The organism is Muricauda brasiliensis, assembly GCF_003057865.1.
GTDB classification, from domain to species: Bacteria; Bacteroidota; Bacteroidia; order Flavobacteriales; family Flavobacteriaceae; genus Flagellimonas; species Flagellimonas chongwuensis.
The window spans coordinates 25,344-49,616 of the sequence record NZ_QBTW01000004.1 but is presented as its reverse complement, the minus strand read 5'-3'; the positions used below and the strand labels follow the sequence as shown (position 1 = coordinate 49,616).

Below are 24,273 nucleotides of genomic sequence, written 5' to 3'. Positions count from 1 at the left end.
TCAATCCACTGGTTCGTGTGTACGGTCGAACTTTGCCTTTTCGGCTCCTTTTAGGTCGAGGGCACTCTCAATTTTTGGCTTGGTTGGTCTTTGTAGATATAAATAGCCAATCAGTACAACACCGATAATAAGGTAAGTGAGGTTTTGGGTATTCGAAAAAATAACAATGCTAAAAAGTGAGGCTCCCTCCAACAAGGCATATTTTATAATCGATGCCGTTTGAAATTTGGTCAACTTTTCCCTGAGCCCGTTCTTTTGGGATACGGACCTCAATATTTTTTTGAAGATGAAATCTCCTAAGAAAATGCTTGCCAAGGCTACCACCGGAACGATGGCCAAAAATATATCGTTTGTGTCGGAAGTGTCGAGCTCTGGGTCTTCTGCATTAAAATAAAATAGGATGGCCAATATAACGGGGGTCGTTGCGATACCGAGATGTAAAAAGGACATTACCTTAATGAATCCTCCGGGAGTGAATTGGTTCGATGTTTTTTGAGCCATTTGTGTCATATTTATGGACCTAAAATACCCAAAAAGCACTTGGAATATAATTTTAAGTAAAAATCAGAATAAAAAAAGCCCCGATATGGGGCTTTTCCATTTGTAAGCTTAACGTTCTATGTTGTCCAAGCTCATAGGGATTTCCATGAGCAAGACCCTGCTGTCTGTATTGGATTTAAAATCGAACGAGTTCGTGTCCCAAATCCCAAATCCATCTCGTTTTTCGAGCTTTTGTCCATTGATTTCGACTTCACCCTCCAAAACGAAGGCATACACGCCATTTCCTTCTTTTTTGATTTGATAGGAATCCGTTTTATCTTCTTCGAATTTGCCCAAATGAAACCAAGCATCTTGATGGATCCATACGCCTTCATCTTCGGAACTTGGAGAAAGCACTTGGTAAAAGGCATTCTTCTTTTCGATTTCCCGAATAGAGGTTTGATCGTATCGGGGTTCTACATTCCGTTTGTTCGGGAAAACCCAAATCTGTAAAAACTTCACCTCTTGATCACTGTTCTTGTTGTATTCGCTATGTTGAACTCCAGTGCCTGCACTCATCACCTGCACATCCCCTTCCTTAATGGTGGTAGTGTTCCCCATGCTATCCTTGTGTTCCAAATCTCCTTCTAAAGGAATGGAGATGATTTCCATATTATCGTGGGGATGCGTCCCGAAACCTCTTCCGGCCGCCACTTGGTCATCATTGAGTACGCGGAGTACCCCAAAATGCATTCGTTCGGGGTCGTGATACCCTGCAAAACTAAATGTATGGTGCGAATTCAACCAGCCATGGTCCGCATGGCCACGGGTTGCTGCTTTGTGTAATACAGACTTCATTGTATCAATCTTTATTAAATTAAAACTTGAGTTTTAGCTGGTTCTTTTGTCGTAAAAACCACTGGTTTCTTACCAAATTGATCGATGGTGGTAAAGGGCTGATGCCTAAGTATTGCTTTTGAAGAAATCTTGGTTGATGCCGTCAATAAACTCCAAAAGTTCTTCGCGCCCCATACGGTTGGTTGATGAAGTGGTAAAATGTGGAGGGGCCTCCTCCCAAGCACCATCCAGTAGTTTTTGAAGGTAGGCATTGGCTTGCTTTTCGATAACGGCTGGCTTCAGTTTGTCCGCCTTCGTGAAGATTATCGCAAACGGAATCTGATTGCTGCCCAGCCATTCCATGAACTCCAGGTCCACGGGTTGAGGCTCATGACGTATGTCCACCAGTACAAAACCGCATACTAGTTGTTTTCGCTTTTGAAAATACTCGGTAATGTATTTCTGAAATGTTTTTTTGTCCTTTTTGGACACTCTTGCATATCCATATCCGGGCAAATCCACCAAAAACCAATTATTATTGATTTTAAAATGGTTAATAAGCTGCGTTTTTCCAGGTCTTCCAGAGGTTTTTGCCAACGATTTGCGTTCCATCAACATATTGATCAAGGAAGACTTGCCAACATTGGACCTGCCGATAAAAGCATACTCCGGTAATGGTTCATTGGGGCACTTGGCAACATTGGAGTTGCTCATTACAAATTCTGCCGAGGTGATTTTCATGCTTAGAAGTTACGTTTTTTCAACCAAGCTTCGAGGATATGGTTAAAATCGTTCGGATGTTCCATCATCGGTGCATGGCCACACTTTTCTATCCAGTATAAATCGGAGTCGGGGAGAAGTTCGTGAAATTCCTTTGCTACATTGGGTGGGGTAACTGTATCGTTTTCTCCCCAAATGATGCAAGTCGGTGTGTTCATGTGAGGCAGATCTTTGGCCATATTATGGCGAATGGCACTTTTTGCTATGGCCAACGTCTTTACCAATTTCATTCTATCGTTCACCGTAGCAAAAACTTCGTCCACTATTTCCTTGGTGGCTACTTTTGGGTCGTAAAATACGTCCTCTGCCTTTTTTTTGATGAATTCGTAATCACCTCGCCTTGGATATCCATCGCCCATGGCACTTTCGTAAAGGCCCGAACTTCCAGTGATTACAAGTGCTCTTACCATTTCCGGAAACATTTTGGTGTGCAAAAGGCCAATGTGTCCGCCGAGAGAGTTTCCTAACAAGATGACATCTTTCAAGCCTTTGTGCTCAATGAATCCTTCCAGAAAGTTGGCGAAGTTTTTTACCGTGGTTTTCAAAAGAGGCAAATCGTAAATCGGCAATTCGGGAATCAGCACCTGATATCCCTTTGGGGGGAAATATTCGGATACGCCCTGAAAGTTGCTCAAACCTCCCATCAAACCGTGCAATATGATCATGGGAGTTCCTTCTCCCTTTTCTATATATCGGTATTTGCCATCCTCGATTAAATGCTCTTCCATCTATAGTCAGTTGGTAGTAAGAGGGGCAAATATAGGAATTTCATATCACAAAGATTTTAGGTTTTGACTTATCGTCCACAAGTTTTTCCAATTTGATTAAAACTATTTCCGATTGCGCTCATGATGTGATTGTCGTTTTTGTTATACAAAAAGGGTGAAATGGTTCAAAAGTGGGGAATTTATCAACAAAAGTGGTGTTAAGTGGAGAAATGTGGAAATAAAATCTATATATTTGAGTTGTATTAAGTAACCAATTGATTTCTAGTGACCCATATCATAGGACAACATGATTGCAAAGCGGACTCCAAGGGAAGGGTGTTGTTGCCCATTTCTTTGAAGAATCAGTTGGTGCCCGTAATCAAGGATGGGTTCGTAATCAAGCGATCTGTTTTCCAGCAATGTTTGGAATTGTATCCCAAGGCCGAGTTCGATGTGCTGATGCAGAAAGTGATGAAGAAAAGCAAAATCAACCGAAAGTATGATGCTTTCGTGAGAAATTTTGTAGCGGGAATGAAGGAGGTCAGTATTGATGGTGATTCCGGGAGATTGCAGATCCCTAAAAATTTGGTGGAGTTTGCCGGAATCGAGAAAGAAGTGGTTCTGAACGCGGTTTTTGATAAAATCGAGATTTGGAACAAAGATCTGTACGAGAAAGTCTTGGCGGAAGGGGAGAAGGATTATGCCGATCTGGCCGAGGAGATTTTTGACGACGATGAGTAGTGAGTATCATAATCCGGTACTGCTGAAGGAATCGGTGGACGGATTGAATATAAAAGATGATGGGGTGTATGTGGATGTCACCTTTGGTGGTGGCGGGCACTCCACAGAAATTTTGAAAAGATTGGGTAGTGGCGGCAAGTTGTTCGCTTTTGATCAAGATGAGGATGCGCTTCAAAACGCAATAGATGATGAAAGGTTTCAATTGATCAATCAGAACTTTCGCTACCTCAAACAGTTTTTAAAGTTCTATGGCATTCGGAAGGTTGATGGAATCTTGGCGGATTTTGGGGTTTCCTCCCATCAGTTCGATGAAGCGAACCGAGGTTTTTCCATTCGGTTCAACGCAGATTTGGATATGCGGATGGATAAAAAAAGCGAATTATCAGCTTATCGGGTGGTAAACACCTATTCCCAAGAAAATTTAGCATCGGTTCTTTTTCAATATGGCGAGTTGCGTAATGCGAACGCCATGGCCAAGACCTTGGTTGAGGCAAGATTGGAAGAGCCCATCAAAACAACAGACGATCTTAAAAATGTATTGAAAAGGTTTTTGCCCAAAATGAAGGAGAATAAAATTTTGGCGCAGATTTATCAAGCCATTAGGATTGAGGTCAATCAGGAAATTGAAGTACTCAAAGAATTTTTTGAACAAGTTCCTGAGATTTTGGTAGAAGGCGGGAGGTTGAGTGTAATCAGTTATCACTCACTAGAGGATAGATTGGCAAAACGCTTTATCCGTGCAGGTAGATTTGAGGGCGAACCGGAGAAGGATTTTTATGGGAACATAAATGTCCCTTTGAAAAAGGTCGGAGGACTGATTGTTCCATCAGCAGAAGAAATAAAGAACAATAATAGGGCGAGAAGTGCAAAGCTTCGTATAGCGGAGCGCATATAAAATGTAAAATGAGAAAAGGATTACTGGACATATTAAAAGGAAAGTTTTTGGTAAGCGGAGATGCGCCCAAGAACTGGATGTTTTTGCTGTTTGCCTCCTTTTTGGCGGCACTGATGATTTCCAGTAGTCACAATGCAGATAAAAAAGTGTTGGAGATTGCCGAGCTCAACGAGGAGGTTCGTAAGCTAAAGAGCGAGTTTTTTGAAGCCCGTTCCAGTGTACAACAACTCAAATTAGAATCAACCTTGCGAGAGGTGGTTGCGGAGAAAGGCTTGATGCCATCACAAAACCCTCCAAGAAAAATTAAAGTTAAATCAGCGGAATAGTGGCCATAACCGAAAAAAATATCATGAACAGATTGTACCTCGTAGCCGGGGGGCTTCTTGTTTTGGCCATAGCCGTAGTGGTGAAGTTGGTGGATATTCAAATGGTGCAGGGCGAAAAGTACAAGGAGCTTGCGCTTAGCAAGACCGAAAAGATGTTCACCATAGAGCCTAATCGCGGAAATCTGTATTCTGAAGATGGTAGCTTGTTGGCGGCGTCAGTTTCAAAGTATGATATCCGGTTTGATGCAAAGACCGTTTCACAAGAAAATTTTGAGAGCCATGTTGCTGCGTTGTCAGATTCCTTGGGGATAATGTTCGAGAGACCTTCATCTTATTACAGGCAATTGTTCCGAAAGGCTCGGGCAAATGGCAATCGCTACAAACTTATAGCTAGAAATGTGGGTTACTTGGATTATGTGCGCATCAAACAATTCCCTCTGTTCAATCTTGGACCGTACAAAGGTGGATTTATTGAAACGCATCGCGTAGTTCGCGAATATCCTTTGGGCAAGATGGCAGCAAGGAGCATAGGTTACGAACGTGTGGACGAAAATGGGTACTACACCCGTGTTGGTCTTGATGGCGCATTTGGCGAAACATACCTGCGCGGCAAGGAAGGCAAACGTTTGAAGCAGAAAATAGCCAAAGGGCAATGGAAGCCCGTTGGTCTGGATAATATTGTGGAACCACAGGATGGTTTGGATGTGGTATCCACAATAGATATTAATATTCAGGATATCGCCCATCACGAGTTGTTGAAACAACTGGAAAAATATAAGGCAGACCATGGTTGTGTGGTCGTCATGGAAACGGAAACCGGGGAAATCAAAGCAATTTCCAATTTGGGAAGAACTTCCGAAGGAAAATATTATGAAAAATTGAACTATGCTGTTGGCGAATCCCATGAACCGGGTTCTACCTTTAAATTGATGTCGCTAGTGGCTGCTTTGGAAGATAAAGTGGTCGATACCAGTACGGTAATCGATACTGAAAAAGGGAGGTACCGTATTTATGATGGGGTTGTCAAGGATACTAAATGGGGAGGGCACGGAGAAATTACCTTATCCAAAGCGTTTGCAGTTTCATCCAACGTAGCTTTTGCAAAAATCATCAATGAAAATTATAAGGAACAGCCCGAGAAATATGTGAACCGCCTGATGAACATGGGGCTCCATAAAAAACTGGGGTTGCCGATTATTGGTGAAGGTGACCCCGTAATCCGATATCCGGGTGATAAAGGATGGTCGGGCATATCCTTGGGTTGGATGTCGCACGGTTATGAAGTATCGTTGACCCCTATTCAAACGTTGGCCTTCTATAACGCTATCGCAAATAATGGGGAATACGTAAAACCTCGTATGATCCAAGAGGTGCGCGAAGGCAATAAAGTGGTGCAGCGATTTGACAAGGAAGTGTTGAATTCTTCCATCTGTTCTAAAGAAACGGTAAAGAAGGTCCAACAACTACTGAAGGATGTTGTGGAGAAGGATTATGGAACGGGGCACAGGATGTATTCCAAAAACTTTTCCATGGCGGGCAAAACGGGGACTACGCAAAAAAACTACGTGGAGAAAAACCCTGATAAATTGGCCTACATCTCTTCATTTGCCGGCTATTTCCCGGCAGATAACCCAAAATATTCATGCATCGTAGTCATCCATGAACCAGATAAACAAGAGGGGTATTACGGGGCGGATGTTTCCGGTCCGGTATTTAAATCCATGGCCCAAAAAATCCATGCCATTTCGCCCATGGTTGATGAGGTGGATAATAGAATCAAAGAAGATGTGGAATTGGACAAGGACTATCAGCAGTACTATGTCCAAGTCCAAAAAAAGTACAGTACCGTGCCGAATGTGAAGGGGATGAGTGGAATGGATGCCATTTCTCTTTTAGAGAATTTGGGTATTGAAGTGGAGGTGCACGGCAACGGAAAAGTAAAAAATCAGTCGGTAAACCAAGGGACCAATATCAAACAGGTCAAAAAAATAGTATTGGAGCTTTCATGAAGTTATTGAAGGACATATTATATGGAGTAAGTCTTTCCGCAGTAAGCGGAGATACCAACGTGATGGTGAACAACGTTCATTTCGATTCCAGAAAAGTGGAGATGGATGATGTGTTCGTTGCCATTCGCGGTACTCTTACCGATGGTCATGAATATATTCAGAAAGCCGTCGATTTAGGGGCAAGGGCCATTGTGTGCGAAGAGCTTCCCGAGCTCATGGTAAACGGTGTCACTTATTTGCAAGTGGACAATTGTAATAGTGCACTTGCTGTGATAGCTTCCAACTTTTACGATAATCCCTCCAAAAACCTAAAACTAATCGGCGTGACCGGTACCAATGGAAAGACTACCGTTACCACATTATTATATCATCTGTTCAAAAAAGCAGGTTTTAAAGTAGGATTGATTTCTACTATTAAGGTTTTGGTGGATGACAAGGAGTTCAAAACTACTCACACCACTCCAGATGTACTGACCATAAACAATTATCTGTCCATGATGAATGAGGTCGGGGTCGAGTTCTGTTTTATGGAGGTAAGCTCGCATGGAATCCATCAAAAAAGAGCAGAAGGACTCCATTTTGAAGGAGCCATCTTTACCAATTTGTCGCACGATCATTTGGATTATCATAAAACCTTTGCCGAGTACCGCGATACCAAGAAAAAATTGTTCGATGGGTTGCCCAAAACTGCTTTTGCATTGGTCAATATCGATGACAAGAACGGGTTGGTAATGTTGCAGAACACCAAGGCCAAGAAATACACTTACGCATTAAAAACTTTTGCCGATTACAGGGCCCAGATTTTGGAAAAACAGTTCAATGGTCAGCTTCTAAAAGTTGATGACAATGAGTTGTGGTCCAAGCTTATCGGGGACTTTAATGCGTATAATTTGCTTGCCATATACGCCACGGCCGATATCCTTGGTCTCGAGAAAATGGAGATTTTGAGATTGATGAGCGAGTTGGAGAATGTGGATGGCAGGTTTCAATATTACATATCAAAAGATAAAATAACGGCTATTGTTGATTATGCCCATACGCCGGATGCACTTAAAAATGTATTGGTCACGATCAATGCATTGAGGACTGGAAATGAAAACGTCATCACCGTAGTGGGGTGTGGTGGTGACAGAGACAAGTCTAAGCGTCCGGTTATGGGTCATATCGCATCAGAAATGAGCAATCAGGCCATTTTTACATCGGACAATCCGAGAACGGAGTCACCTACCACGATAATCGAGGAGATGGAAGCTGGCGTTGAGGCCCAAAATGTTCGAAAGGTATTGTCCATTGAAAATAGAAAACAGGCCATAAAAACAGCTTGCAAGCTTGCAGTGGCCAACGACATTATCCTAGTGGCGGGAAAAGGCCACGAGACCTATCAGGAAACCAATGGTGTCCGGGTCGATTTTGATGATTTTAAAGAAGTGAAAGAAGCTCTGGAGAGCCTAAAAAAATAATGTAGTCCATGCTATACTACTTGTTCGAGTTTTTAGAGAAACAATACCAACTGCCAGGAGCGGGACTTTTTCAGTTCCTTACTTTCCGGGCGGCACTGTCCGTATTGTTGTCCCTATTGATTGCCATGGTCTACGGAAAACGCATCATATTATTCTTGCAGAAAAAGCAGATAGGGGAAAGCATCCGTGACCTCGGTCTCGAAGGACAAAAGCAAAAAGCTGGAACTCCAACCATGGGCGGATTGATTATCATCATGTCAACCTTGCTGCCCGTTATTCTTTTTGCGGACATCAAAAATATTTATGTCATCCTGTTGATAGTGACCACTGTTTGGATGGGTATCATTGGGTTTATCGATGACTATATCAAAACATTCAAAAAAGATAAGCAAGGCCTCAAAGGAAAGTTTAAGGTGATGGGCCAAGTGGGATTGGGATTGATTGTGGGGCTGACGCTTTACTTTCATCCTGCAGTTACCATAAAAGAGAAAGACACCACCACCATAACCGAGACCTTTAAGGTGGAAAAGGTATTTGGCGAAGAGACCAAGTCCGTTCGTACCAATGTGCCCTTTTTTAAGAACAACGAATTGGATTATGCCGATTTTATATCATGGATGGGCGAGGGTGCCGAAGATTATGCATGGCTCATTTTTATCCCTGTTGTGATTTTAATTGTGACCGCAGTTTCCAACGGGGCCAATTTAACCGATGGCATCGATGGCCTGGCAGCGGGTTCTTCAGCTATTATTGTAATGACACTGGGGATATTCGCATGGGTATCGGGGAATATTCAATTTTCTGATTATCTCGATATTTTCTACTTGCCCCGTGTGGGCGAATTGGTGGTGTTTATTGCTGCTTTTGCGGGAGCGTTGGTTGGATTTTTATGGTACAACACCTTTCCGGCCCAAGTTTTTATGGGCGATACGGGTAGTTTGACCATTGGAGGGGTAATCGCAGTAATCGCCATCATAGTTAGAAAGGAATTATTGATACCAATTTTGTGCGGAATCTTCTTTGCTGAATCATTATCCGTAATGCTTCAGGTGGGCTATTTCAAACGGACCAAGAAGAAGTATGGGGAAGGAAGACGAATTTTTTTGATGGCACCATTACACCATCATTATCAGAAGAAATTATATCACGAGAGCAAAATAGTGACCCGTTTTTGGATTATTGGAATCATGCTGGCCATCATCAGTATTGTTACGCTAAAAATTAGATAACAATGGGTCGCTTAGTGATACTTGGTGGTGGAGAAAGTGGCGTAGGAACCGCCATTTTGGGAAAACAAAAAGGATTTGAAGTCTTTGTTTCTGACAAAGGCGAAATCCAAGAGAAATACAAAGAAGTTCTTGAACATTTTGAGATTGAATGGGAGTCCGGTGAGCATACCGAAGCCAAAATTTTGAACGCCGACGTGGTAATGAAGAGTCCCGGTATTCCGGATAAAGTGTCATTGGTAAAGACGTTGATTGAAAAAGGAGTGCCCGTGATTTCGGAGATTGAGTTTGCCTCAAAATATACCGATGCGACTTTGATTGGAATCACAGGAAGCAACGGAAAAACCACCACTACCATGTTAACCAATCATTTATTGGTGGATGGCGGGTTGAATGTGGGCATGGCAGGAAACATTGGTGATAGCTATGCTAAAATGGTGGCCGAACAAGACTTTGATCACTACGTGCTGGAAATAAGCAGTTTTCAGTTGGATGGTATTGTGGATTTTAAACCCCATATCGCCATCATTACCAACATTACGCCCGATCACTTGGACAGATATGAGTACAAGTTCGAAAACTACATCGCATCCAAATTTAGAATTGCGATGAATCAGAATGAAGATGATTACTTGATTTACGATGCAGATGACGAAGTGATTCGGGATTGGTTAAAAGAACACCCTGTTCAATCCAAATTATTACCTTTTTCGGTGAAGCAAAAGCTTAACGAGGGTGCTTGGTTGGAGAATAAAACGATTAAAATAAAATTAGAAAATAAAACCTTGGAAATGAGTGAAGATATTTTGGCCTTGGAAGGTCAGCACAACGTAAAGAATACAATGGCGGCAAGTATGGCGGCCATGCTGGTTAAGGTCAGAAAAGAGACGATTCGCAATAGCATCCAATCTTTTCAGGGCGTTCCCCATAGATTGGAGAAGGTGTTGAAGATTAACCATGTGGAGTACATCAATGACTCTAAGGCGACTAATGTAAATGCTACGTATTATGCTTTGGACGGCATCAAAAGGCCTATAGTGTGGATTGTAGGTGGTGTGGACAAAGGAAATGATTATTCCGAGTTAATGCCTTTGGTGAGAGAAAAGGTAAAGGCGATTGTTTGTTTGGGTGTGGATAACGCCAAGTTGTTGGATGCCTTTGGGAATGTAATCGACCTTATGGTTGAAACCTATTCTATGGAAGAAGCTGTTAAGGTGGCCTATAAGGTTGCCGAACGCGGAGATGCTGTTCTGTTGTCCCCAGCGTGTGCCAGTTTCGACCTGTTCAAAAATTATGAAGACAGGGGAGATCAATTTAAAAACGCAGTCAAAAATTTGTAAAACGTGTTTGCAATTTTCAAAAATCTGAAAGGTGATAAAGCCATTTGGGGCGTAGTGGCCCTATTGGCACTTTTCTCATTTTTGCCAGTGTACAGTGCCAGTACCAATTTGGTTTACGTCAATGGTGACGGGACCACATTGGGTCATTTGGTAAAGCATGCTGTGCTCTTGTTTTTGGGCTTCGGTATTATTTATGCCGTACACAGGATACCTACACATTATTTTAAGGGGCTTTCCATCATAGCCATGCCCATAGTTATATTGCTTTTGATATACACCTTGACCGTGGAAACTCGAATTGGCGGTGTGACGGCAAACCGTTGGATAAAAATTCCTTTGGTGGGGGTCAACTTTCAGACATCAACATTAGCCGCAGTGGTTTTAATGATTTGGATAGCCAGATATCTAACCAAGATCAAGGACGTGAAGATAACGTTCAAAGAGAGTATCCTTCCGCTTTGGTTGCCGGTTGCCCTAGTGGTTTTGTTGATTTTGCCGGAGAACTTTTCAACAGCGGCAATTATTTGTTTTATGGTGTTGGTATTGTGTTTTTTGGGGGGATATCCCTTAAAATATTTGTTCGCCATGGTGGCTACGGGAATCATATTTGCAGGAATGTTCCTGTTTGTACTGTTCAAAGCACCAGAAGTATTGCCGCAACGTGCAGGAACTTGGAAATCAAGGATAGAGACCTTTATCCATCCCGAACAAGCGGATAGAGATGATTTGCACCAGTTGACCTTGGCTCAGATTGCCGTGGCCGAAGGTGGTGTTGTGGGCAAAGGAGCAGGAAAAAGTGTGATGAAGAACATGTTGTCCCAGAGTACCTCGGATTTCATTTTCGCTATCATCATAGAAGAATATGGATTGTTGGGTGGAGGAGCATTGCTCTTTTTCTACCTGTTGTTATTGTTTAGAATCGTTGTTGTGGCGCATTCGTCCAAAACGGTTTTTTCAAAATTATTGGTGATAGGGGTCGGACTGCCGATTGTGTTCCAAGCCTTCATCAATATGGCCGTAGTGGTGCAGTTGTTTCCCGTTACGGGTCAACCGTTGCCATTGATCAGTATGGGAGGAACTTCCATTTGGATGACCTGTATGGCGATTGGAATCGTGTTGAGCGCCAGCAATAAAAAAGAAAATCTAGAGGAGCAATCCCATGGAATAGATGAAACGAATCCTTTAGAAGTTTTAAGTGGACAGATATAGGTTTATACTTTCTGGAGGAGGAACGGGAGGACATATTTATCCCGCCGTGGCCATAGCGAATGAATTGAAGCGAAGGTATCCCGATGCTGAATTTTTGTTCATAGGCGCCAAGGATAAAATGGAAATGGAAAAAGTGCCACAGGCAGGATATGAAATAAAGGGTTTGTGGATAAGTGGAATACAACGGAAACTGACATTGAAAAATCTCATGTTTCCATTAAAACTGATAAGTAGTTTGTTAGAAGCACGCAAAATAGTGAAGCAATTCAAACCCCACGTGGCCATTGGCACGGGAGGTTTTGCGAGTGGACCATTATTGCGAATGGCCGAAAACTCCGGCGTTCCCTGTGTGCTGCAAGAACAAAATTCCTTTGCGGGCATCACGAACAAACTATTGGCGGGAAAAGCAGAAAAAATCTGTGTGGCTTACGATGGAATGGAACGCTTTTTTCCAAAAGAAAAGATTATAAAGACAGGAAACCCTATCAGAACCGATTTGGTCGAAATAAAGGAAAGCAAGAAAGAGGCGACTGCATTTTTTGGACTTGATGGTGATAAAAAGACTGTCCTGATTTTGGGCGGGAGCCTTGGGGCAAGACGAATCAACCAATTGATTGAAAAGGAGCTTGGTTTTTTTACCGAAAAAGGATTGCAAGTGCTTTGGCAATGTGGTAAGCTGTATCACGAAGAATACAAAAAGTATGAATCGGATAATGTCAAAGTATTGGCTTTTGTAAATCGAATGGATTTGGCCTACGCCGCTGCGGATGTCATCATATCAAGAGCGGGAGCAGGGTCGGTCTCCGAACTTTGTTTAGTGGGCAAACCTGTGGTTTTTATCCCATCGCCCAATGTGGCCGAGGACCATCAAACGCAAAACGCAAAAGCTTTGGTAGCTAAGGATGCCGCCATAATGCTAAGAGAAAATGATTTGGATGCTGAATTTGAAAATAGTTTTTCTCATTTGATGAACTCAAAAGAGCATCAGGAAGAATTGGGAAGGAACATCAAAAAAATGGCCATGCCAAAGGCTACGGAACATATTGTGGACGAAATAGAAAAGTTGTTGAAGTGAATTTGAAGGATATACATAGCGTTTATTTTATCGGTATTGGTGGTATCGGGATGTCCGCCTTGGCACGCTATTTCAAATTTGTTGGGAAAGAAGTGGCCGGCTATGACCGTACACCGACGCCTATCACCGATGGATTGGTTGAGAATGGGATATCCGTTCATTTTGAGGATAACATCGATTTGGTTTCGGATACTTATAAGCATCCGGATACCTTGGTGGTGTATACGCCTGCAGTACCATCCAAACATACCGAATATCAATATTACAAAACTGGTGGATTCAACCTTAAAAAGCGTTCCGAGGTGTTGGGTATTATCACTAAAGATTCGTTTTGTTTAGCAGTGGCCGGTACCCATGGCAAGACCACGACTTCCAGTATTTTGGCACATCTTCTCAAGGAATGCGAGTTGCCGATGACAGCTTTTTTGGGGGGTATTTCCGAAGACTTCGATAGCAATTTTGTACTGGACGGCACAGAATATTCCGTGGTTGAAGCGGATGAGTTCGACCGTTCATTTTTACGGTTGACGCCCACTATTGCCTGTGTCACGTCAATGGATGCAGACCATTTGGACATTTACGGTACCAAAGAGGAACTTGAACTTTCCTTTAGGGAGTTCGTGGATAGAATTAAACCTGACGGAAAATTGTTCGTGCGCAATGGACTTCCTTTGGAGGGAATCACTTTTGGTATAGAAGATGGGGCCGATTACCGAATAGAAAATATAGAAATTGAACATGGAGCCTACATATTTGATCTCATAACGCCTTCCGAGGTTATTGAGAACGTAAAGTTCAACAAACCGGGAAGACACAATTTGCTCAATGGATTAGCTGCTTTTGCGATGGCGGTGCAAACCGGTTGCTCACCACACCGCCTTGCCGAAGCTTTGGCCACTTTTAAAGGCGTTCAACGTAGGTTCTCTTACCAGATAAAAGAAAAGGATTTTGTGTTTATCGATGATTATGCACATCACCCCACAGAAATCAGTGCGGTGCACCAAGCCATTCGGGAAATGCACGCTGGAGAAAAGGTAACGGTGATTTTTCAACCACACCTTTTTTCGAGGACACAGGATTTTGCCGATGATTTTGCGGCAAGTCTTTCGGATTTTGATGAAATCATTCTACTGGATATTTATCCAGCAAGGGAAGAGCCAATCGAGGGCGTTACATCGCAATGGCTTTTGGATAAGATTGAAAATCCCAGTAAAAAGCTGATAACTAAATCAGAGTTGTTGGGAGAAGTAAAGAACTGCAAAACAGGGGTTTTAGTGGCTCTAGGAGCAGGTGATATTGGACTTGAGGTGCCAAAAATCAAAAAAGAATTAAGCTATGCGCGTTAATTGGGATTACATAAAATTGACACTTTTGTCGGTTGCCGTAATTGCGCTTTACGGTTTTGCCGATCAACGAAATGAACGAAGAATGGTGGAAAATGTCACTGTAAAATTCGTTGGTGAAAACAGTTTGTATTTAACTGAGGATGCGGTTAATAAATTGTTAATACAAAAATACGGACCCCTCGAGAACAGGCCTAAAGAACAGTTAGTTTTGAATACCATAGAGGAGGTAATACTATCTAACGATATGGTAAAAAATGCCCAGGTCTATCTTACTGTAAACGGGGAACTTGTATCCAAGATTGTTCAGCGAAAGCCAATTGGAAGAGTAGAAGGTGTCTCCAAATTTTATTTGGATGATGAGGGCAATCGCATGCCATTATCAAAGCATCATTCCGCTAGGGTGCCCATTATCACAGGTAAGATAACAGGGAAAACGCTGGAAGATGCCTACGTGATTTTAGATTATATCAACAAGGATGATTTCTTGAGAAAGAACATTATCGGGATACACATACTGGAAGAAGAAAAATATCAGCTCAAGTTCCGCATGGAAAATTTTGTGGTGAACTTGGGCGGAGTGGATAACCTGAACAAGAAGTTCAGCAATTTTATGGCCTTTTACGCAAAGGCGGCCAAGGACAATTCCTTGGAGGATTATGCAACAGTTAGTTTGGAATTCAACAATCAAGTGGTTTGCACCAAAATTTAAATTATGGAACAAGGTAATTATTCAGTTGGATTGGATATTGGAACCACCAAGATCGTAGCAATCATTGGTAGGGAAAATGAGTATGGAAAAATTGAAATTTTGGGCACCGGACGATCAAAAAGTTTGGGTGTTCACCGTGGTGTGGTCAACAATATCACACAGACCATTTCGTCTATTCAACAGGCGGTGGAACAGGCCGAATTAAATTCTGGCCTTAAAATTGGTTCCGTGGTCGTAGGTATTGCAGGCCAGCACATACGCAGCTTGCACCACAGCGATTACATTACCCGACCCAATTCAGAAGAAGTAATCGATAACGAGGATTTGGACAAATTGTGCAACCAAGTGTACAAATTGGTTATGCTTCCAGGTGAGGAAATTATTCATGTATTGCCCCAAGAGTATAAGGTTGATGGCCAGTCCGAAATTAAGGAGCCCGTGGGCATGTACGGAGGCCGTTTGGAAGCCAATTTTCATGTAGTTGTAGGCCAGGTATCTTCAATAAAGAATATTGGAAGATGTATCAAAAGTGCTGGATTGGATTTGGGCAATATTACTTTGGAACCTTTGGCGTCTGCTGATGCTGTTTTGAGTCAGGAAGAAAAAGAAGCCGGTGTTGCTTTAATCGATATAGGAGGTGGAACTACGGACCTAGCTATTTTTAAGGATGGTATTATCCGTCATACTTCTGTAATCCCTTTCGGCGGTAACGTTATCACAGAAGATATCAAGGAAGGTTGCTCCATTATTGAAAAACAGGCCGAACTATTGAAAATAAAGTTTGGTTCCGCTTGGCCAGGGGAGAACAAGGACAATGAAATCGTTTCCATTCCCGGACTGAGAGGTCGTGAGCCAAAAGAAATCACACTAAAGAATCTTTCCAAAATCATCCACGCACGTGTGGTGGAGATTGTGGAACAGGTGTATGTTGAGATTAAAAACTACGGACACGAGGAACAAAAGAAAAAATTGATTGCAGGAATTGTGCTTACCGGAGGAGGTAGCCAATTAAAGCATTTAAAACAATTGGTGGAATACATTACAGGTATGGACACACGTATCGGTTATCCGAACGAGCATCTTGCTGGTGATTCGGATGAAGAGGTGGCCAGCCCATTGTATGCAACAGCCGTGGGATTGCTAATGAATTCTTTGGAGGCCAAGAAGAAAAACCGTATCGAGCATCATGAAGAAGAGATGACCGAAGAAGAGGTTTTGGTAGCACAAGAAAACGATATGGGAGCTAAGGCTACGGCATCAGCTTCGGCAGCAGCTACCCATACGGATAGAAAATCCATTTTTGATAAATGGTCAGAAAAGTTGAAGGACTTTTTGGACAACGCAGAATAATAACCCCATAAGAGAAACACAACTGTCATGAGTAAGAACACTGAATTTGACAACATAGCTTTTGATTTGCCCAAGAACAAGAGCAACGTAATTAAAGTTATCGGAGTAGGTGGCGGTGGTAGCAATGCCATTAACCACATGTTCCAGGCCGGTATCAACGGTGTGGATTTTGTAATCTGTAATACTGATGCACAAGCCTTGCAAAATAGTGCAGTGCCCAATAAAATCCAGTTAGGGGTCTCCCTTACCGAAGGACTTGGTGCAGGAGCTAATCCCGATGTTGGTGAGCAGGCTGCTTTGGAAAGCATGGAGGATTTAAAAGCCATGTTGGACAACAATACAAAAATGGCCTTTATCACTGCTGGAATGGGTGGTGGAACGGGTACGGGGGCAGCCCCGGTTATTGCAAAAATCGCTAAGGAAATGGATGTTCTTACGGTTGGTATCGTTACCATGCCGTTCCAGTTCGAAGGTGCCATGCGTAACAAACAAGCACAGATAGGAATCGAGAAATTGCGTGCCAACGTAGACTCCTTGATTGTTATCAATAACAATAAGCTTAGAGAAGTATACGGTAATCTTGGGTTTAAGGCCGGTTTCTCAAAAGCGGATGAAGTATTGGCCACTGCGGCAAGGGGTATTGCAGAGGTAATTACGCATCATTACACACAAAACATTGACCTTAGGGATGCCAAGACGGTACTTTCCAATAGTGGTACCGCGATTATGGGCTCATCGGCCGCTTCTGGGTCATCTAGGGCTACCGAGGCCATTATGAAGGCGTTGGACTCCCCATTGCTGAACGATAACAAAATCAACGGCGCTAAAAACGTATTGTTGCTTATCGTATCCGGTTCCCAAGAAATCACCATTGATGAAATCGGGGAAATCAATGATCACATCCAAATAGAAGCAGGTCACGGAGCCAACATCATTATGGGTGTAGGTGAGGATGAAAGTCTTGGAGAGGCCATAGCCGTAACCGTTATCGCTACTGGTTTTAATGTAGACCAACAAGATAATATCGTAAATACCGAATCCAAAAAGGTGTTTTACACTTTGGAGGACGAACAAACTGCGGAGCAGGACCTGACTCCAGAATCTACTTCGGTACAAGAAGTCAAAGTTGAAAGGATACCTGAGCCCGATTCGATTCCTGAACCAGAGCCTAAAGTGGTGAAGCACACCTTGGAAATGGAGGATGAGCCGGTAAAGGAGGTAAAGCAAACGATTGCTCCAAAAGCGGAACCAAAGGATCCCCTTATTCCAACCACCAATTATATTAGAAACTTCAATGTATTCTATGAGGAGGTTATCGCCGATAAAGTGGATGATGATTTCGTTATTATCGAGGCCAAAAATGTTATCAACAACTTTGATGTTATTGATGCAGAGGTAGTATCATCCAAAAGCAACGAAGACCAGTTCACGTTGAGTTTTGATATGCCTTTGAACAATGATGAAGCTGAAGAAGAGGAGGAAAAGGAACATACCGTAACTTTCAATCTGGATGATGACGGTTTGGGTGATGTGGAAGTGAACGATTATGTAGAGGTAAAACCTGTTTTGGAATACAAAAAGGAAGGTGAGACCAGATACGACCTTCAAGAATACATGGAATTGGAGGAGAAGTTGACCGGAGCCAAATCCAAGGCAGAGACCCACGAGCCAAAAATGGTAGAAAACGAGCTTGTTTTTGAGAAGAAGACAGTTCAAGTAGAGGAAAAGAAGGAGGCCAAAGCCCAAAATGAGGAAACTATGGCCAGTTTAGATCCAATGAACAGCTCTATAAGCGATATTCTTAAAGATCGTGCCGATGAGCGTAGGAGAAAGCTGAAAAATTTCAATTACAAGTTCCAGAACAATAGGAACAGTATTGATGAAATTGAAAAGCAACCTGCATACAAAAGACAAGGGGTTGACTTGAACGACGTTCCGCGTGAACAAAAGGTATCCAGAACCTCTTTGGGCGAGGATAGCAACGATGATTTGCAATTACGTTCCAATAACTCTTTTTTACACGATAATGTTGATTAGTAGTGTTTAAATTAACATCCATTTTAATGGAAAGCATAAACCCGGAAGTACAGAAACTTTCGGGTTTATTTTTTATCTTCGCGAACTAAAATCAGAACAGATGAATTTACAAGACAAGGTGATGACAGAAATGAAGGCCGCAATGAAGGCTAAGGATACCGTTGCCTTGGAATCTTTGCGAGCAGTTAAATCGGCCATTTTATTGGCTAAGACCGATAAAGGCGGTGGAGCTGAATTATCTGAAGAAGATGAGATTAAACTGGTTCAAAAATTGGTAAAACAGCGAAAGGACAGTGCTGCAATTTACCAAGAGCAAGGTCGTGAAGATTTGGCCGAACCGGAATTGGCGCAAGTTGCTGTAATAGAAAAATTCTTGCCAGAGCAGCTTACCGAAGAAGAAATTGAAAAAGTAGTAGTACAGACCATTGATGCTGTTGGTGCTTCCGGCATGCAGGATATGGGCAAGGTAATGGGAATTGTGTCCAAAGAATTGGCGGGACAGGCAGATGGTAAGACCATTTCGGCCATGGTAAAAGCAAAATTGAGTTCATAAATATTTAAAAATGGCCCAGTAGTTCAACTGGATAGAATATCAGATTTCGGCTCTGAGGGTTGGGGGTTCGAATCCTCCCTGGGTCACCAAAAAAAAGCACGCTAAACAGCGTGCTTTTTTATTGAACTTTTAGGCTACCTTACTAATGGCTTTTACCAATGCGTTTTTGTTCATTTTTGAGAATAGTAACGGGCCATTGACGGGTTTGGTCACCAAATCGTTTGCTCCCAGCTCAAATATCTTCTTTCGTGTGCTACTGGTGTTGTCGGCAGTTAGTACTATAATTGGTACTTGGGGGTTGCAGTTCGCTTGGCCATTTCTAATGATCGAAGTAGTTTCAAAACCATCCATCTCGGGCATTTGTAAATCCATCAAAATAATGTCGAAACTTTGCTCTTTCATTTTTTCCAGAGCCTCTTTACCGTGGTTGGCAATGGTAAGGTTGGCATTGGCCCAATTTTTCTTGAAAAGCAATTTAACCACGGTCTGGTTCATTTTGTTGTCTTCTACATAGAGTATATTGCCGATTTCCCTATTAAATGGGGTTTCTACTTTTGATTCCTCATCAACTGTTACCTGGTCCTCATCAATTTCAAAACTTAGCGTTAGCTCACAGGTCGTGCCCAAATCAGTATTTTGTCGTAAATCAATAATACCGCTTTGAAGGTCTACATAGGTTTTTGCAATGTAAAGTCCCAATCCTAATCCGCTGTACTCGCGTTTGTCCATAAAGGATTTTTTGGTGAACGATTCAAAAATAGTGCTCATCTTCTCTTTGGAGATGCCAATGCCAGTGTCCTTTATATTAAAGCGTATTGAGGCTTTGTTTTCGCCATTTCGAGTACATAAAACTTCTACTTCTACCTTTCCCTGATTGGTGAATTTGATGGCATTATCCAAAAGATGGTTAAGAATTTGGACCAGTTTAGCCTTGTCGCCCACAATTCTGGACGGTAAATTATCCGAAATCGATATGTTGAATTCCAAACCTTTGGCAAGCGCTTTTTTCTCTTGTGACTTTAAGATTTTGGTCAGCGTGGAATTCAAGTCAAAAGGAACTTCTTGCAACTCTTGATCGCCCTTTTCAATAACGGTAAAGTCCAAGATGTCTTCAATGTTTCCCAGTAAGTTCTTCGAGGAACTTAAGAGCATTTTGCATTTTTCATCAAGGTTTTCCCCCTCTTTGTTTTCTTGTAGCGATGTGGCCACACCCATAATCAAATTAAGGGGTGTTCGGAGTTCGTGACTGATGTTCGATAGAAACGAAGACTTTATCTCGTTCATGTCCTCGGCCCTTTGTAAGGCCAACAATTGATTCTGTTCATTCTCCATTCTAAGATTCCTAATCCTATTGCTCATCGATATGGACAGGAAGATTATTTCCAGACCAATTCCAAATTTGGTTCCGTTGCTAGTGAAAAATGAGTTTTCTATCGCATTGAAATTATTTAGGATGAAGACCACAAAACCCAATACCAGAAAGCAGATACCAATTACAAAGTAGGAATCCACTCGTACTTTTTTGATTTTTAATGTTACCAATGAGGCAATCATTTGAAGCAGTACCACTATACCTATGCCGTTCGCCAGTGGATAGCAATATTCAAAGTTCGAGGTGAGTACCAAGATTAGAAGGCTTATAATAATTGATGCACCCATCAAGTTGCTGGTAATATGTAGAATGGGGCTGTTCTTTTTGAGATTGAGATAGACGTCACCATACTTGCCGAAAAACAGTAGAGAAGTTAATGCTGTTAACAATACCGCTCTATCAGAGAGCCAACCACCTTCTGGGGTAAAATATTGATGGAAAAATCCGTCCAAAGAAAATTGCATTAATGCAATAAAGAGTACATAGCAGGCGTAGTACACAAAAGCCTTGTCCTTTAAAGCGAAAAAGAAGAACAGGTATATAATGCTCGCTAGTACCAAAATACCATAAAAGAACCCGTAGAACACTTGCTCCTTATAGGTCAAATTTAAAAAAATTCCTTCTTGGTATAGATCCATGGGCAACATTACCACTTCACCATCACTTTTTAGATGAATATAGGCCGTTACTTTTTGATAGGGTTTCAACTCTATATCAAAAATGGATTTTCTGTGTTGTACTGTTTTTTCGGAAAAGGAGATTTTATCACCACTGAGCTGTTTCTGTACATCGCCAGTTTGATTGACAAGGTATAGGTTCACGACATCCGTTATTGGACGTGCGGTTTCCAAGTAATATTGTTCAAATTCATCCGCTGCGTTATGTAGACTGAACTTCAACCAATAGTTATCATTGGAAAAACCTAAGTTTTCATTCAAACCGGAGAGCGGAACAAAATCCAAATTTGGATTGTCTCTTATTTCCTCAAAACTATAATCCTTTTGCCCTGCCAGTAAAACTGATGTTATGGGGCGAAGTGAAATTGCTTCCGTGGTGTTTTCGTTTTGCGAAAATTGGGCGTTGGCAATAGAAATAAATAATAAGACAATTAACCATATTAATGGTCTTGGGGGAGACATGTGATACATTAAGTAGGCTTTACTGACACCATTTTTGGGAAAACGGAATCCTAGTTAGTTTGGTTTGTATCCAAAACGTATGTAGACTACACTTATTATTATTATCGTGGTGAAAGGGCCGAACTTTGGATGTAATTGGGGAAAACTTCGATGAACGGAAGTTTTGTAATGAGAAATCTCCATCTACGGCCGCTTATTGGCTAGAATTTATTCCTAAAAGCTCCATGGTTTCCTCATAATCCGCGGAAATGGTATTGGATATGCCAGTTGTTGAAGCAATTGGTTGAGGGACCAAAACATATCGAAGACCTGTATTTTCCGTTTCGTTTTCCAAGATGTTCACGGTAACGGGTACCCCGTCAAAATACACCCTGAACCCTGTAAATGCTTCTGTTTGATAGTTATCGTTCTTCATAAACTCGCCAAAGCCGAAATCAAAATAATCATATTCGGAAAAATTAAAGGGAAGAATACGGGCATTTTTATCACTCTTAAAATACATCAGGGCGACACCGCCATCTTTAACGTATGAATCAATATTTGCCACTGGAATATCCATAAATGCCTTTCCCTCCAGAGGATTCTTATAGGTCCATTTAATGGTTATCCAATCGGAAACAATTACATTGGCATTGCCGTCTTCACCAGCAGGTCCAGTTGCACCGTCTTCGCCTGAGCATGAAAATAGTGTGAGTCCAAGACCCAATACACAATAGATTGCCAATTTTCTTGAAATTATGTTGGTTGCTTTCATGGATATCTTCTTTTGTTCAAATAAAAGTAGGCTTTGGTTATTAAAAATTTTGGGCCGATTGATGGATGTGGATTATGAATTGACGGATGCATACTTTGAAGCAGCAGAATGGTTTAACCAAACCTACAAAGTGGTGAAATTGCCCCTCTATTTTTTTATAATGCAATATTGATTGAAAGGAATAGATGGCTTTTAGGACTATTAAAGGGTTAAACTTTCAATTACTGATATGATCAACAAGTTTATTGTTCTTTTGTTTTTAGTGATGTGTACATGTGGCCTTTCCCAAACCATTGATTATAATACCAAGAACGGGTATGCTGTTCAAGGTTATGATGTGGTCTCCTACTTTGATAAGACCCCATTAGAAGGAAAAGAAGAGTTTTCTACCACTTTTGATGGGGCTAAGTTTAAGTTCTACAATGCAAGAAACTTAAAAAGGTTTAAGGAAAGCCCTTTGAAGTACTTACCAAAATATGGTGGTTATTGCGCTTATGCAGTCGCTGTGAATGGCAAAAAAGTGAACATAAATCCAGAAACCTACGAGATTAGGAATGGGAACCTCTACCTTTTCTACAATAAGGGAAGAAACAACACCTTAAAATTTTGGTTAAATGAATCACCAGAAGTACTTCGTCAACAGGCCGATAAAAACTGGGAAAAAATAAAGAATTGATTATTCTTTCTATCTTAATACTCAAAATCATCAAAAAACGAATTATAAATAATCCACCATCATGTTCAAATCTTCTTTGAAAACATTGGAACAGTTCAAAAACGTGCTGTCAGAATTACCCGCTGGATGTTATTCGCAATCCTGCCAAATATTATCCAATGCAAGTATTGGGCAGCATACTCGTCACATTATAGAACTGTACCTCTGTTTGATCAATGGATATGAGGTGGCAGATGTTTCATATGATAAACGGGAACGCAACACCAAAATTGAGGAGGATGTTGATTTTGCATTGGAACAATTGACGTATATCCAAATGAATTTGACGAAACCGGACAAGGCGATAAAAGTCTCTTATGAGTTGGAGGATGAAGAGACCTGTTTGGATTCAAATTATTTTAGGGAGGTAATTTACAATTTGGAGCATACCATCCATCACCAAGCTTTGATCAAGATAGGGGTAAGGCATTTTTCGACCCAAGAGATCCCGGAATCCTTTGGGGTTGCTCCATCAACCATAGAATACAGAAAGGCATGTGCACAGTAAGTTTTATTTATTCAGGAGGTAGACATTTCATTACTTCCAACCGCGACGAACATGTTTCCAGGCCATTGGCTTTGCAACCGCAGGAGGAAACCATAGGTTCCGCAAAGGTACTTTTCCCAAAAGACCCTAAAGCTGGTGGTACCTGGTTTGCACTTAAAGAAAATGGTTCGGTGGCCGTGCTTCTAAATGGAGGTTTTGTGAATCACGTGCCAGTCGGGAACTATGCACGAAGTCGAGGTTTGGTATTGTTGGATGTAATCGCATCCGAGCAACCTTATGATTTACTCGAGGAGATGGAACTCTTCAACATAGAACCCTTTACCCTGATTTTGTTCAATGGAAGTTTGTTGGAGTTTAGATGGGATGGCCATCAAAAATATTATAGGCCGTTGGATGCAACAAAAAATCACATATGGTCCTCGGCAACACTTTATACCGATGAAGTGATCGAGCATCGAAGAAAGTTGTTTGAAAAGTTCCTGGACGGGAAAACCCAAATTGCTGGCAGTAGTGTCGTAGATTTCCACTCCAATAACCATGATGATCTTGAGAACGGATTTATTATCGATAGGGATTCCGGACTAAAAACCTTTAGCGTTACCCAGGCTGTTTTGGATGATGATGAAATTGTGATGCGTCATCTCGATTTATTGAACGATAAGTTTTTTGAAGTCCCCTTCTCACCGAGTCAACTTACGTTTTAAG

Annotated in this window: 23 protein-coding genes and 1 tRNA gene; 18 read left to right on the top strand and 6 right to left on the bottom strand. The window is 41.7% G+C overall.

Features of this window, described 5'->3' with window-relative positions; translation table 11 throughout:
* The 4 genes from DCK90_RS03345 to DCK90_RS03330 form a co-directional block, all read right to left on the bottom strand.
* Entirely contained in the window at positions 1–501 is a 501-nt protein-coding gene (locus tag DCK90_RS03345; protein WP_159075750.1) for a hypothetical protein, read from the bottom strand.
* A 108-nt stretch (positions 502–609) separates the two neighbouring features.
* Positions 610–1,338: a pirin family protein gene (locus DCK90_RS03340; RefSeq protein WP_108244776.1), complete on the bottom strand. Its 729-nt coding sequence runs from the start codon at positions 1,336–1,338 to the stop codon at positions 610–612.
* Between the two features lie 105 nt (positions 1,339–1,443).
* Entirely contained in the window at positions 1,444–2,058 is a 615-nt protein-coding gene (gene yihA / locus DCK90_RS03335) for a ribosome biogenesis GTP-binding protein YihA/YsxC (protein ID WP_108244775.1), read from the bottom strand.
* A 2-nt stretch (positions 2,059–2,060) separates the two neighbouring features.
* Positions 2,061–2,825: an alpha/beta fold hydrolase gene (locus DCK90_RS03330; RefSeq protein WP_108244774.1), complete on the bottom strand. Its 765-nt coding sequence runs from the start codon at positions 2,823–2,825 to the stop codon at positions 2,061–2,063.
* A 264-nt stretch (positions 2,826–3,089) separates the two neighbouring features.
* On the opposite strand from DCK90_RS03330, the gene DCK90_RS03325 reads away from it, so the two are divergent.
* The 15 genes from DCK90_RS03325 (at position 3,090) to DCK90_RS03255 (ending at position 19,169) form a co-directional block, all read left to right on the top strand.
* Positions 3,090–3,545, top strand: coding sequence for a division/cell wall cluster transcriptional repressor MraZ (locus DCK90_RS03325; protein WP_108244773.1), 456 nt, complete (start codon positions 3,090–3,092; stop codon positions 3,543–3,545).
* Positions 3,538–4,440, top strand: coding sequence for a 16S rRNA (cytosine(1402)-N(4))-methyltransferase RsmH (rsmH, locus tag DCK90_RS03320; protein WP_108244772.1), 903 nt, complete (start codon positions 3,538–3,540; stop codon positions 4,438–4,440). Before DCK90_RS03325 ends, rsmH begins: the two co-directional genes overlap by 8 nt.
* Before the next feature lie 8 nt (positions 4,441–4,448).
* Positions 4,449–4,766 (top strand): FtsL-like putative cell division protein, encoded by a 318-nt coding sequence (locus DCK90_RS03315; RefSeq protein ID WP_108244771.1) that lies wholly within the window; start codon positions 4,449–4,451, stop codon positions 4,764–4,766.
* Positions 4,766–6,775 (top strand): penicillin-binding protein, encoded by a 2,010-nt coding sequence (locus DCK90_RS03310; protein WP_108244770.1) that lies wholly within the window; start codon positions 4,766–4,768, stop codon positions 6,773–6,775. The genes DCK90_RS03315 and DCK90_RS03310 overlap by 1 nt, the downstream gene beginning before the upstream one ends.
* Entirely contained in the window at positions 6,772–8,235 is a 1,464-nt protein-coding gene (locus tag DCK90_RS03305; RefSeq protein ID WP_108244769.1) for a UDP-N-acetylmuramoyl-L-alanyl-D-glutamate--2,6-diaminopimelate ligase, read from the top strand. The genes DCK90_RS03310 and DCK90_RS03305 overlap by 4 nt, the downstream gene beginning before the upstream one ends.
* An 8-nt stretch (positions 8,236–8,243) precedes the next feature.
* The gene (gene mraY, locus DCK90_RS03300; RefSeq protein WP_108244768.1) at positions 8,244–9,464 is read left to right on the top strand and encodes a phospho-N-acetylmuramoyl-pentapeptide-transferase; all 1,221 of its coding nucleotides are present in this window, start codon (positions 8,244–8,246) and stop codon (positions 9,462–9,464) included.
* A 2-nt stretch (positions 9,465–9,466) separates the two neighbouring features.
* Positions 9,467–10,801, top strand: a complete 1,335-nt coding sequence (murD, locus tag DCK90_RS03295; protein ID WP_108244767.1) for a UDP-N-acetylmuramoyl-L-alanine--D-glutamate ligase — start codon at positions 9,467–9,469, stop codon at positions 10,799–10,801.
* 3 nt (positions 10,802–10,804) lie between these two features.
* The gene (locus DCK90_RS03290) at positions 10,805–12,010 is read left to right on the top strand and encodes an FtsW/RodA/SpoVE family cell cycle protein (RefSeq protein WP_108244766.1); all 1,206 of its coding nucleotides are present in this window, start codon (positions 10,805–10,807) and stop codon (positions 12,008–12,010) included.
* A complete protein-coding gene (murG, locus tag DCK90_RS03285) occupies positions 11,997–13,085 on the top strand; it encodes an undecaprenyldiphospho-muramoylpentapeptide beta-N-acetylglucosaminyltransferase (RefSeq protein ID WP_108244765.1) in 1,089 nt (362 codons plus the stop codon). The genes DCK90_RS03290 and murG overlap by 14 nt, the downstream gene beginning before the upstream one ends.
* Positions 13,082–14,431: a UDP-N-acetylmuramate--L-alanine ligase gene (murC, locus tag DCK90_RS03280; protein WP_108244764.1), complete on the top strand. Its 1,350-nt coding sequence runs from the start codon at positions 13,082–13,084 to the stop codon at positions 14,429–14,431. The genes murG and murC overlap by 4 nt, the downstream gene beginning before the upstream one ends.
* The gene (locus DCK90_RS03275) at positions 14,421–15,140 is read left to right on the top strand and encodes a cell division protein FtsQ/DivIB (protein ID WP_108244763.1); all 720 of its coding nucleotides are present in this window, start codon (positions 14,421–14,423) and stop codon (positions 15,138–15,140) included. The genes murC and DCK90_RS03275 overlap by 11 nt, the downstream gene beginning before the upstream one ends.
* Before the next feature lie 3 nt (positions 15,141–15,143).
* The gene (ftsA, locus tag DCK90_RS03270) at positions 15,144–16,490 is read left to right on the top strand and encodes a cell division protein FtsA (protein WP_108244762.1); all 1,347 of its coding nucleotides are present in this window, start codon (positions 15,144–15,146) and stop codon (positions 16,488–16,490) included.
* 27 nt (positions 16,491–16,517) lie between these two features.
* Positions 16,518–18,527: a cell division protein FtsZ gene (ftsZ, locus tag DCK90_RS03265; RefSeq protein ID WP_108244761.1), complete on the top strand. Its 2,010-nt coding sequence runs from the start codon at positions 16,518–16,520 to the stop codon at positions 18,525–18,527.
* 100 nt (positions 18,528–18,627) lie between these two features.
* Positions 18,628–19,080: a GatB/YqeY domain-containing protein gene (locus tag DCK90_RS03260; protein WP_108244760.1), complete on the top strand. Its 453-nt coding sequence runs from the start codon at positions 18,628–18,630 to the stop codon at positions 19,078–19,080.
* Positions 19,081–19,092: 12 nt separating this feature from the next.
* A tRNA-Arg gene (locus tag DCK90_RS03255) sits at positions 19,093–19,169 on the top strand.
* A gap of 40 nt (positions 19,170–19,209) precedes the next feature.
* Here DCK90_RS03255 and DCK90_RS03250 read toward each other — a convergent pair.
* A complete protein-coding gene (locus DCK90_RS03250; protein ID WP_159075749.1) occupies positions 19,210–21,591 on the bottom strand; it encodes a 7TM diverse intracellular signaling domain-containing protein in 2,382 nt (793 codons plus the stop codon).
* A gap of 193 nt (positions 21,592–21,784) precedes the next feature.
* Positions 21,785–22,345, bottom strand: a complete 561-nt coding sequence (locus tag DCK90_RS03245) for a hypothetical protein (protein WP_108244758.1) — start codon at positions 22,343–22,345, stop codon at positions 21,785–21,787.
* Positions 22,346–22,574: 229 nt separating this feature from the next.
* Between DCK90_RS03245 and DCK90_RS03240 the strand changes: the two genes are divergently transcribed.
* The 3 genes from DCK90_RS03240 (at position 22,575) to DCK90_RS03230 (ending at position 24,272) form a co-directional block, all read left to right on the top strand.
* Positions 22,575–23,021: a YHS domain-containing (seleno)protein gene (locus tag DCK90_RS03240; protein ID WP_108244757.1), complete on the top strand. Its 447-nt coding sequence runs from the start codon at positions 22,575–22,577 to the stop codon at positions 23,019–23,021.
* A 61-nt stretch (positions 23,022–23,082) separates the two neighbouring features.
* Positions 23,083–23,568, top strand: a complete 486-nt coding sequence (locus DCK90_RS03235; protein ID WP_108244756.1) for a hypothetical protein — start codon at positions 23,083–23,085, stop codon at positions 23,566–23,568.
* Positions 23,556–24,272: an NRDE family protein gene (locus tag DCK90_RS03230; RefSeq protein WP_108244755.1), complete on the top strand. Its 717-nt coding sequence runs from the start codon at positions 23,556–23,558 to the stop codon at positions 24,270–24,272. Before DCK90_RS03235 ends, DCK90_RS03230 begins: the two co-directional genes overlap by 13 nt.
* The last annotated feature ends 1 nt before the right edge of the window (position 24,273 follow it).

Excerpts from the sequence above, each read along its gene's own strand:
- DCK90_RS03240 (WP_108244757.1), top strand. The coding sequence starts at position 22,575 with ATGATCAACAAGTTTATTGTTCTTTTGTTTTTAGTGATGTGTACATGT.
- DCK90_RS03230 (WP_108244755.1), top strand. The coding sequence starts at position 23,556 with ATGTGCACAGTAAGTTTTATTTATTCAGGAGGTAGACATTTCATTACT.
- ftsZ (WP_108244761.1), top strand. The coding sequence starts at position 16,518 with ATGAGTAAGAACACTGAATTTGACAACATAGCTTTTGATTTGCCCAAG.
- DCK90_RS03275 (WP_108244763.1), top strand. The coding sequence starts at position 14,421 with ATGCGCGTTAATTGGGATTACATAAAATTGACACTTTTGTCGGTTGCC.
- murD (WP_108244767.1), top strand. The coding sequence starts at position 9,467 with ATGGGTCGCTTAGTGATACTTGGTGGTGGAGAAAGTGGCGTAGGAACC.
- yihA (WP_108244775.1), bottom strand. The coding sequence starts at position 2,058 with ATGAAAATCACCTCGGCAGAATTTGTAATGAGCAACTCCAATGTTGCC.
- DCK90_RS03305 (WP_108244769.1), top strand. The coding sequence starts at position 6,772 with ATGAAGTTATTGAAGGACATATTATATGGAGTAAGTCTTTCCGCAGTA.
- ftsA (WP_108244762.1), top strand. The coding sequence starts at position 15,144 with ATGGAACAAGGTAATTATTCAGTTGGATTGGATATTGGAACCACCAAG.
- DCK90_RS03340 (WP_108244776.1), bottom strand. The coding sequence starts at position 1,338 with ATGAAGTCTGTATTACACAAAGCAGCAACCCGTGGCCATGCGGACCAT.
- DCK90_RS03245 (WP_108244758.1), bottom strand. The coding sequence starts at position 22,345 with ATGAAAGCAACCAACATAATTTCAAGAAAATTGGCAATCTATTGTGTA.
- rsmH (WP_108244772.1), top strand. The coding sequence starts at position 3,538 with ATGAGTAGTGAGTATCATAATCCGGTACTGCTGAAGGAATCGGTGGAC.
- DCK90_RS03235 (WP_108244756.1), top strand. The coding sequence starts at position 23,083 with ATGTTCAAATCTTCTTTGAAAACATTGGAACAGTTCAAAAACGTGCTG.
- mraY (WP_108244768.1), top strand. The coding sequence starts at position 8,244 with ATGCTATACTACTTGTTCGAGTTTTTAGAGAAACAATACCAACTGCCA.
- DCK90_RS03250 (WP_159075749.1), bottom strand. The coding sequence starts at position 21,591 with ATGTCTCCCCCAAGACCATTAATATGGTTAATTGTCTTATTATTTATT.
- DCK90_RS03345 (WP_159075750.1), bottom strand. The coding sequence starts at position 501 with ATGGCTCAAAAAACATCGAACCAATTCACTCCCGGAGGATTCATTAAG.
- DCK90_RS03315 (WP_108244771.1), top strand. The coding sequence starts at position 4,449 with ATGAGAAAAGGATTACTGGACATATTAAAAGGAAAGTTTTTGGTAAGC.
- DCK90_RS03330 (WP_108244774.1), bottom strand. The coding sequence starts at position 2,825 with ATGGAAGAGCATTTAATCGAGGATGGCAAATACCGATATATAGAAAAG.
- DCK90_RS03260 (WP_108244760.1), top strand. The coding sequence starts at position 18,628 with ATGAATTTACAAGACAAGGTGATGACAGAAATGAAGGCCGCAATGAAG.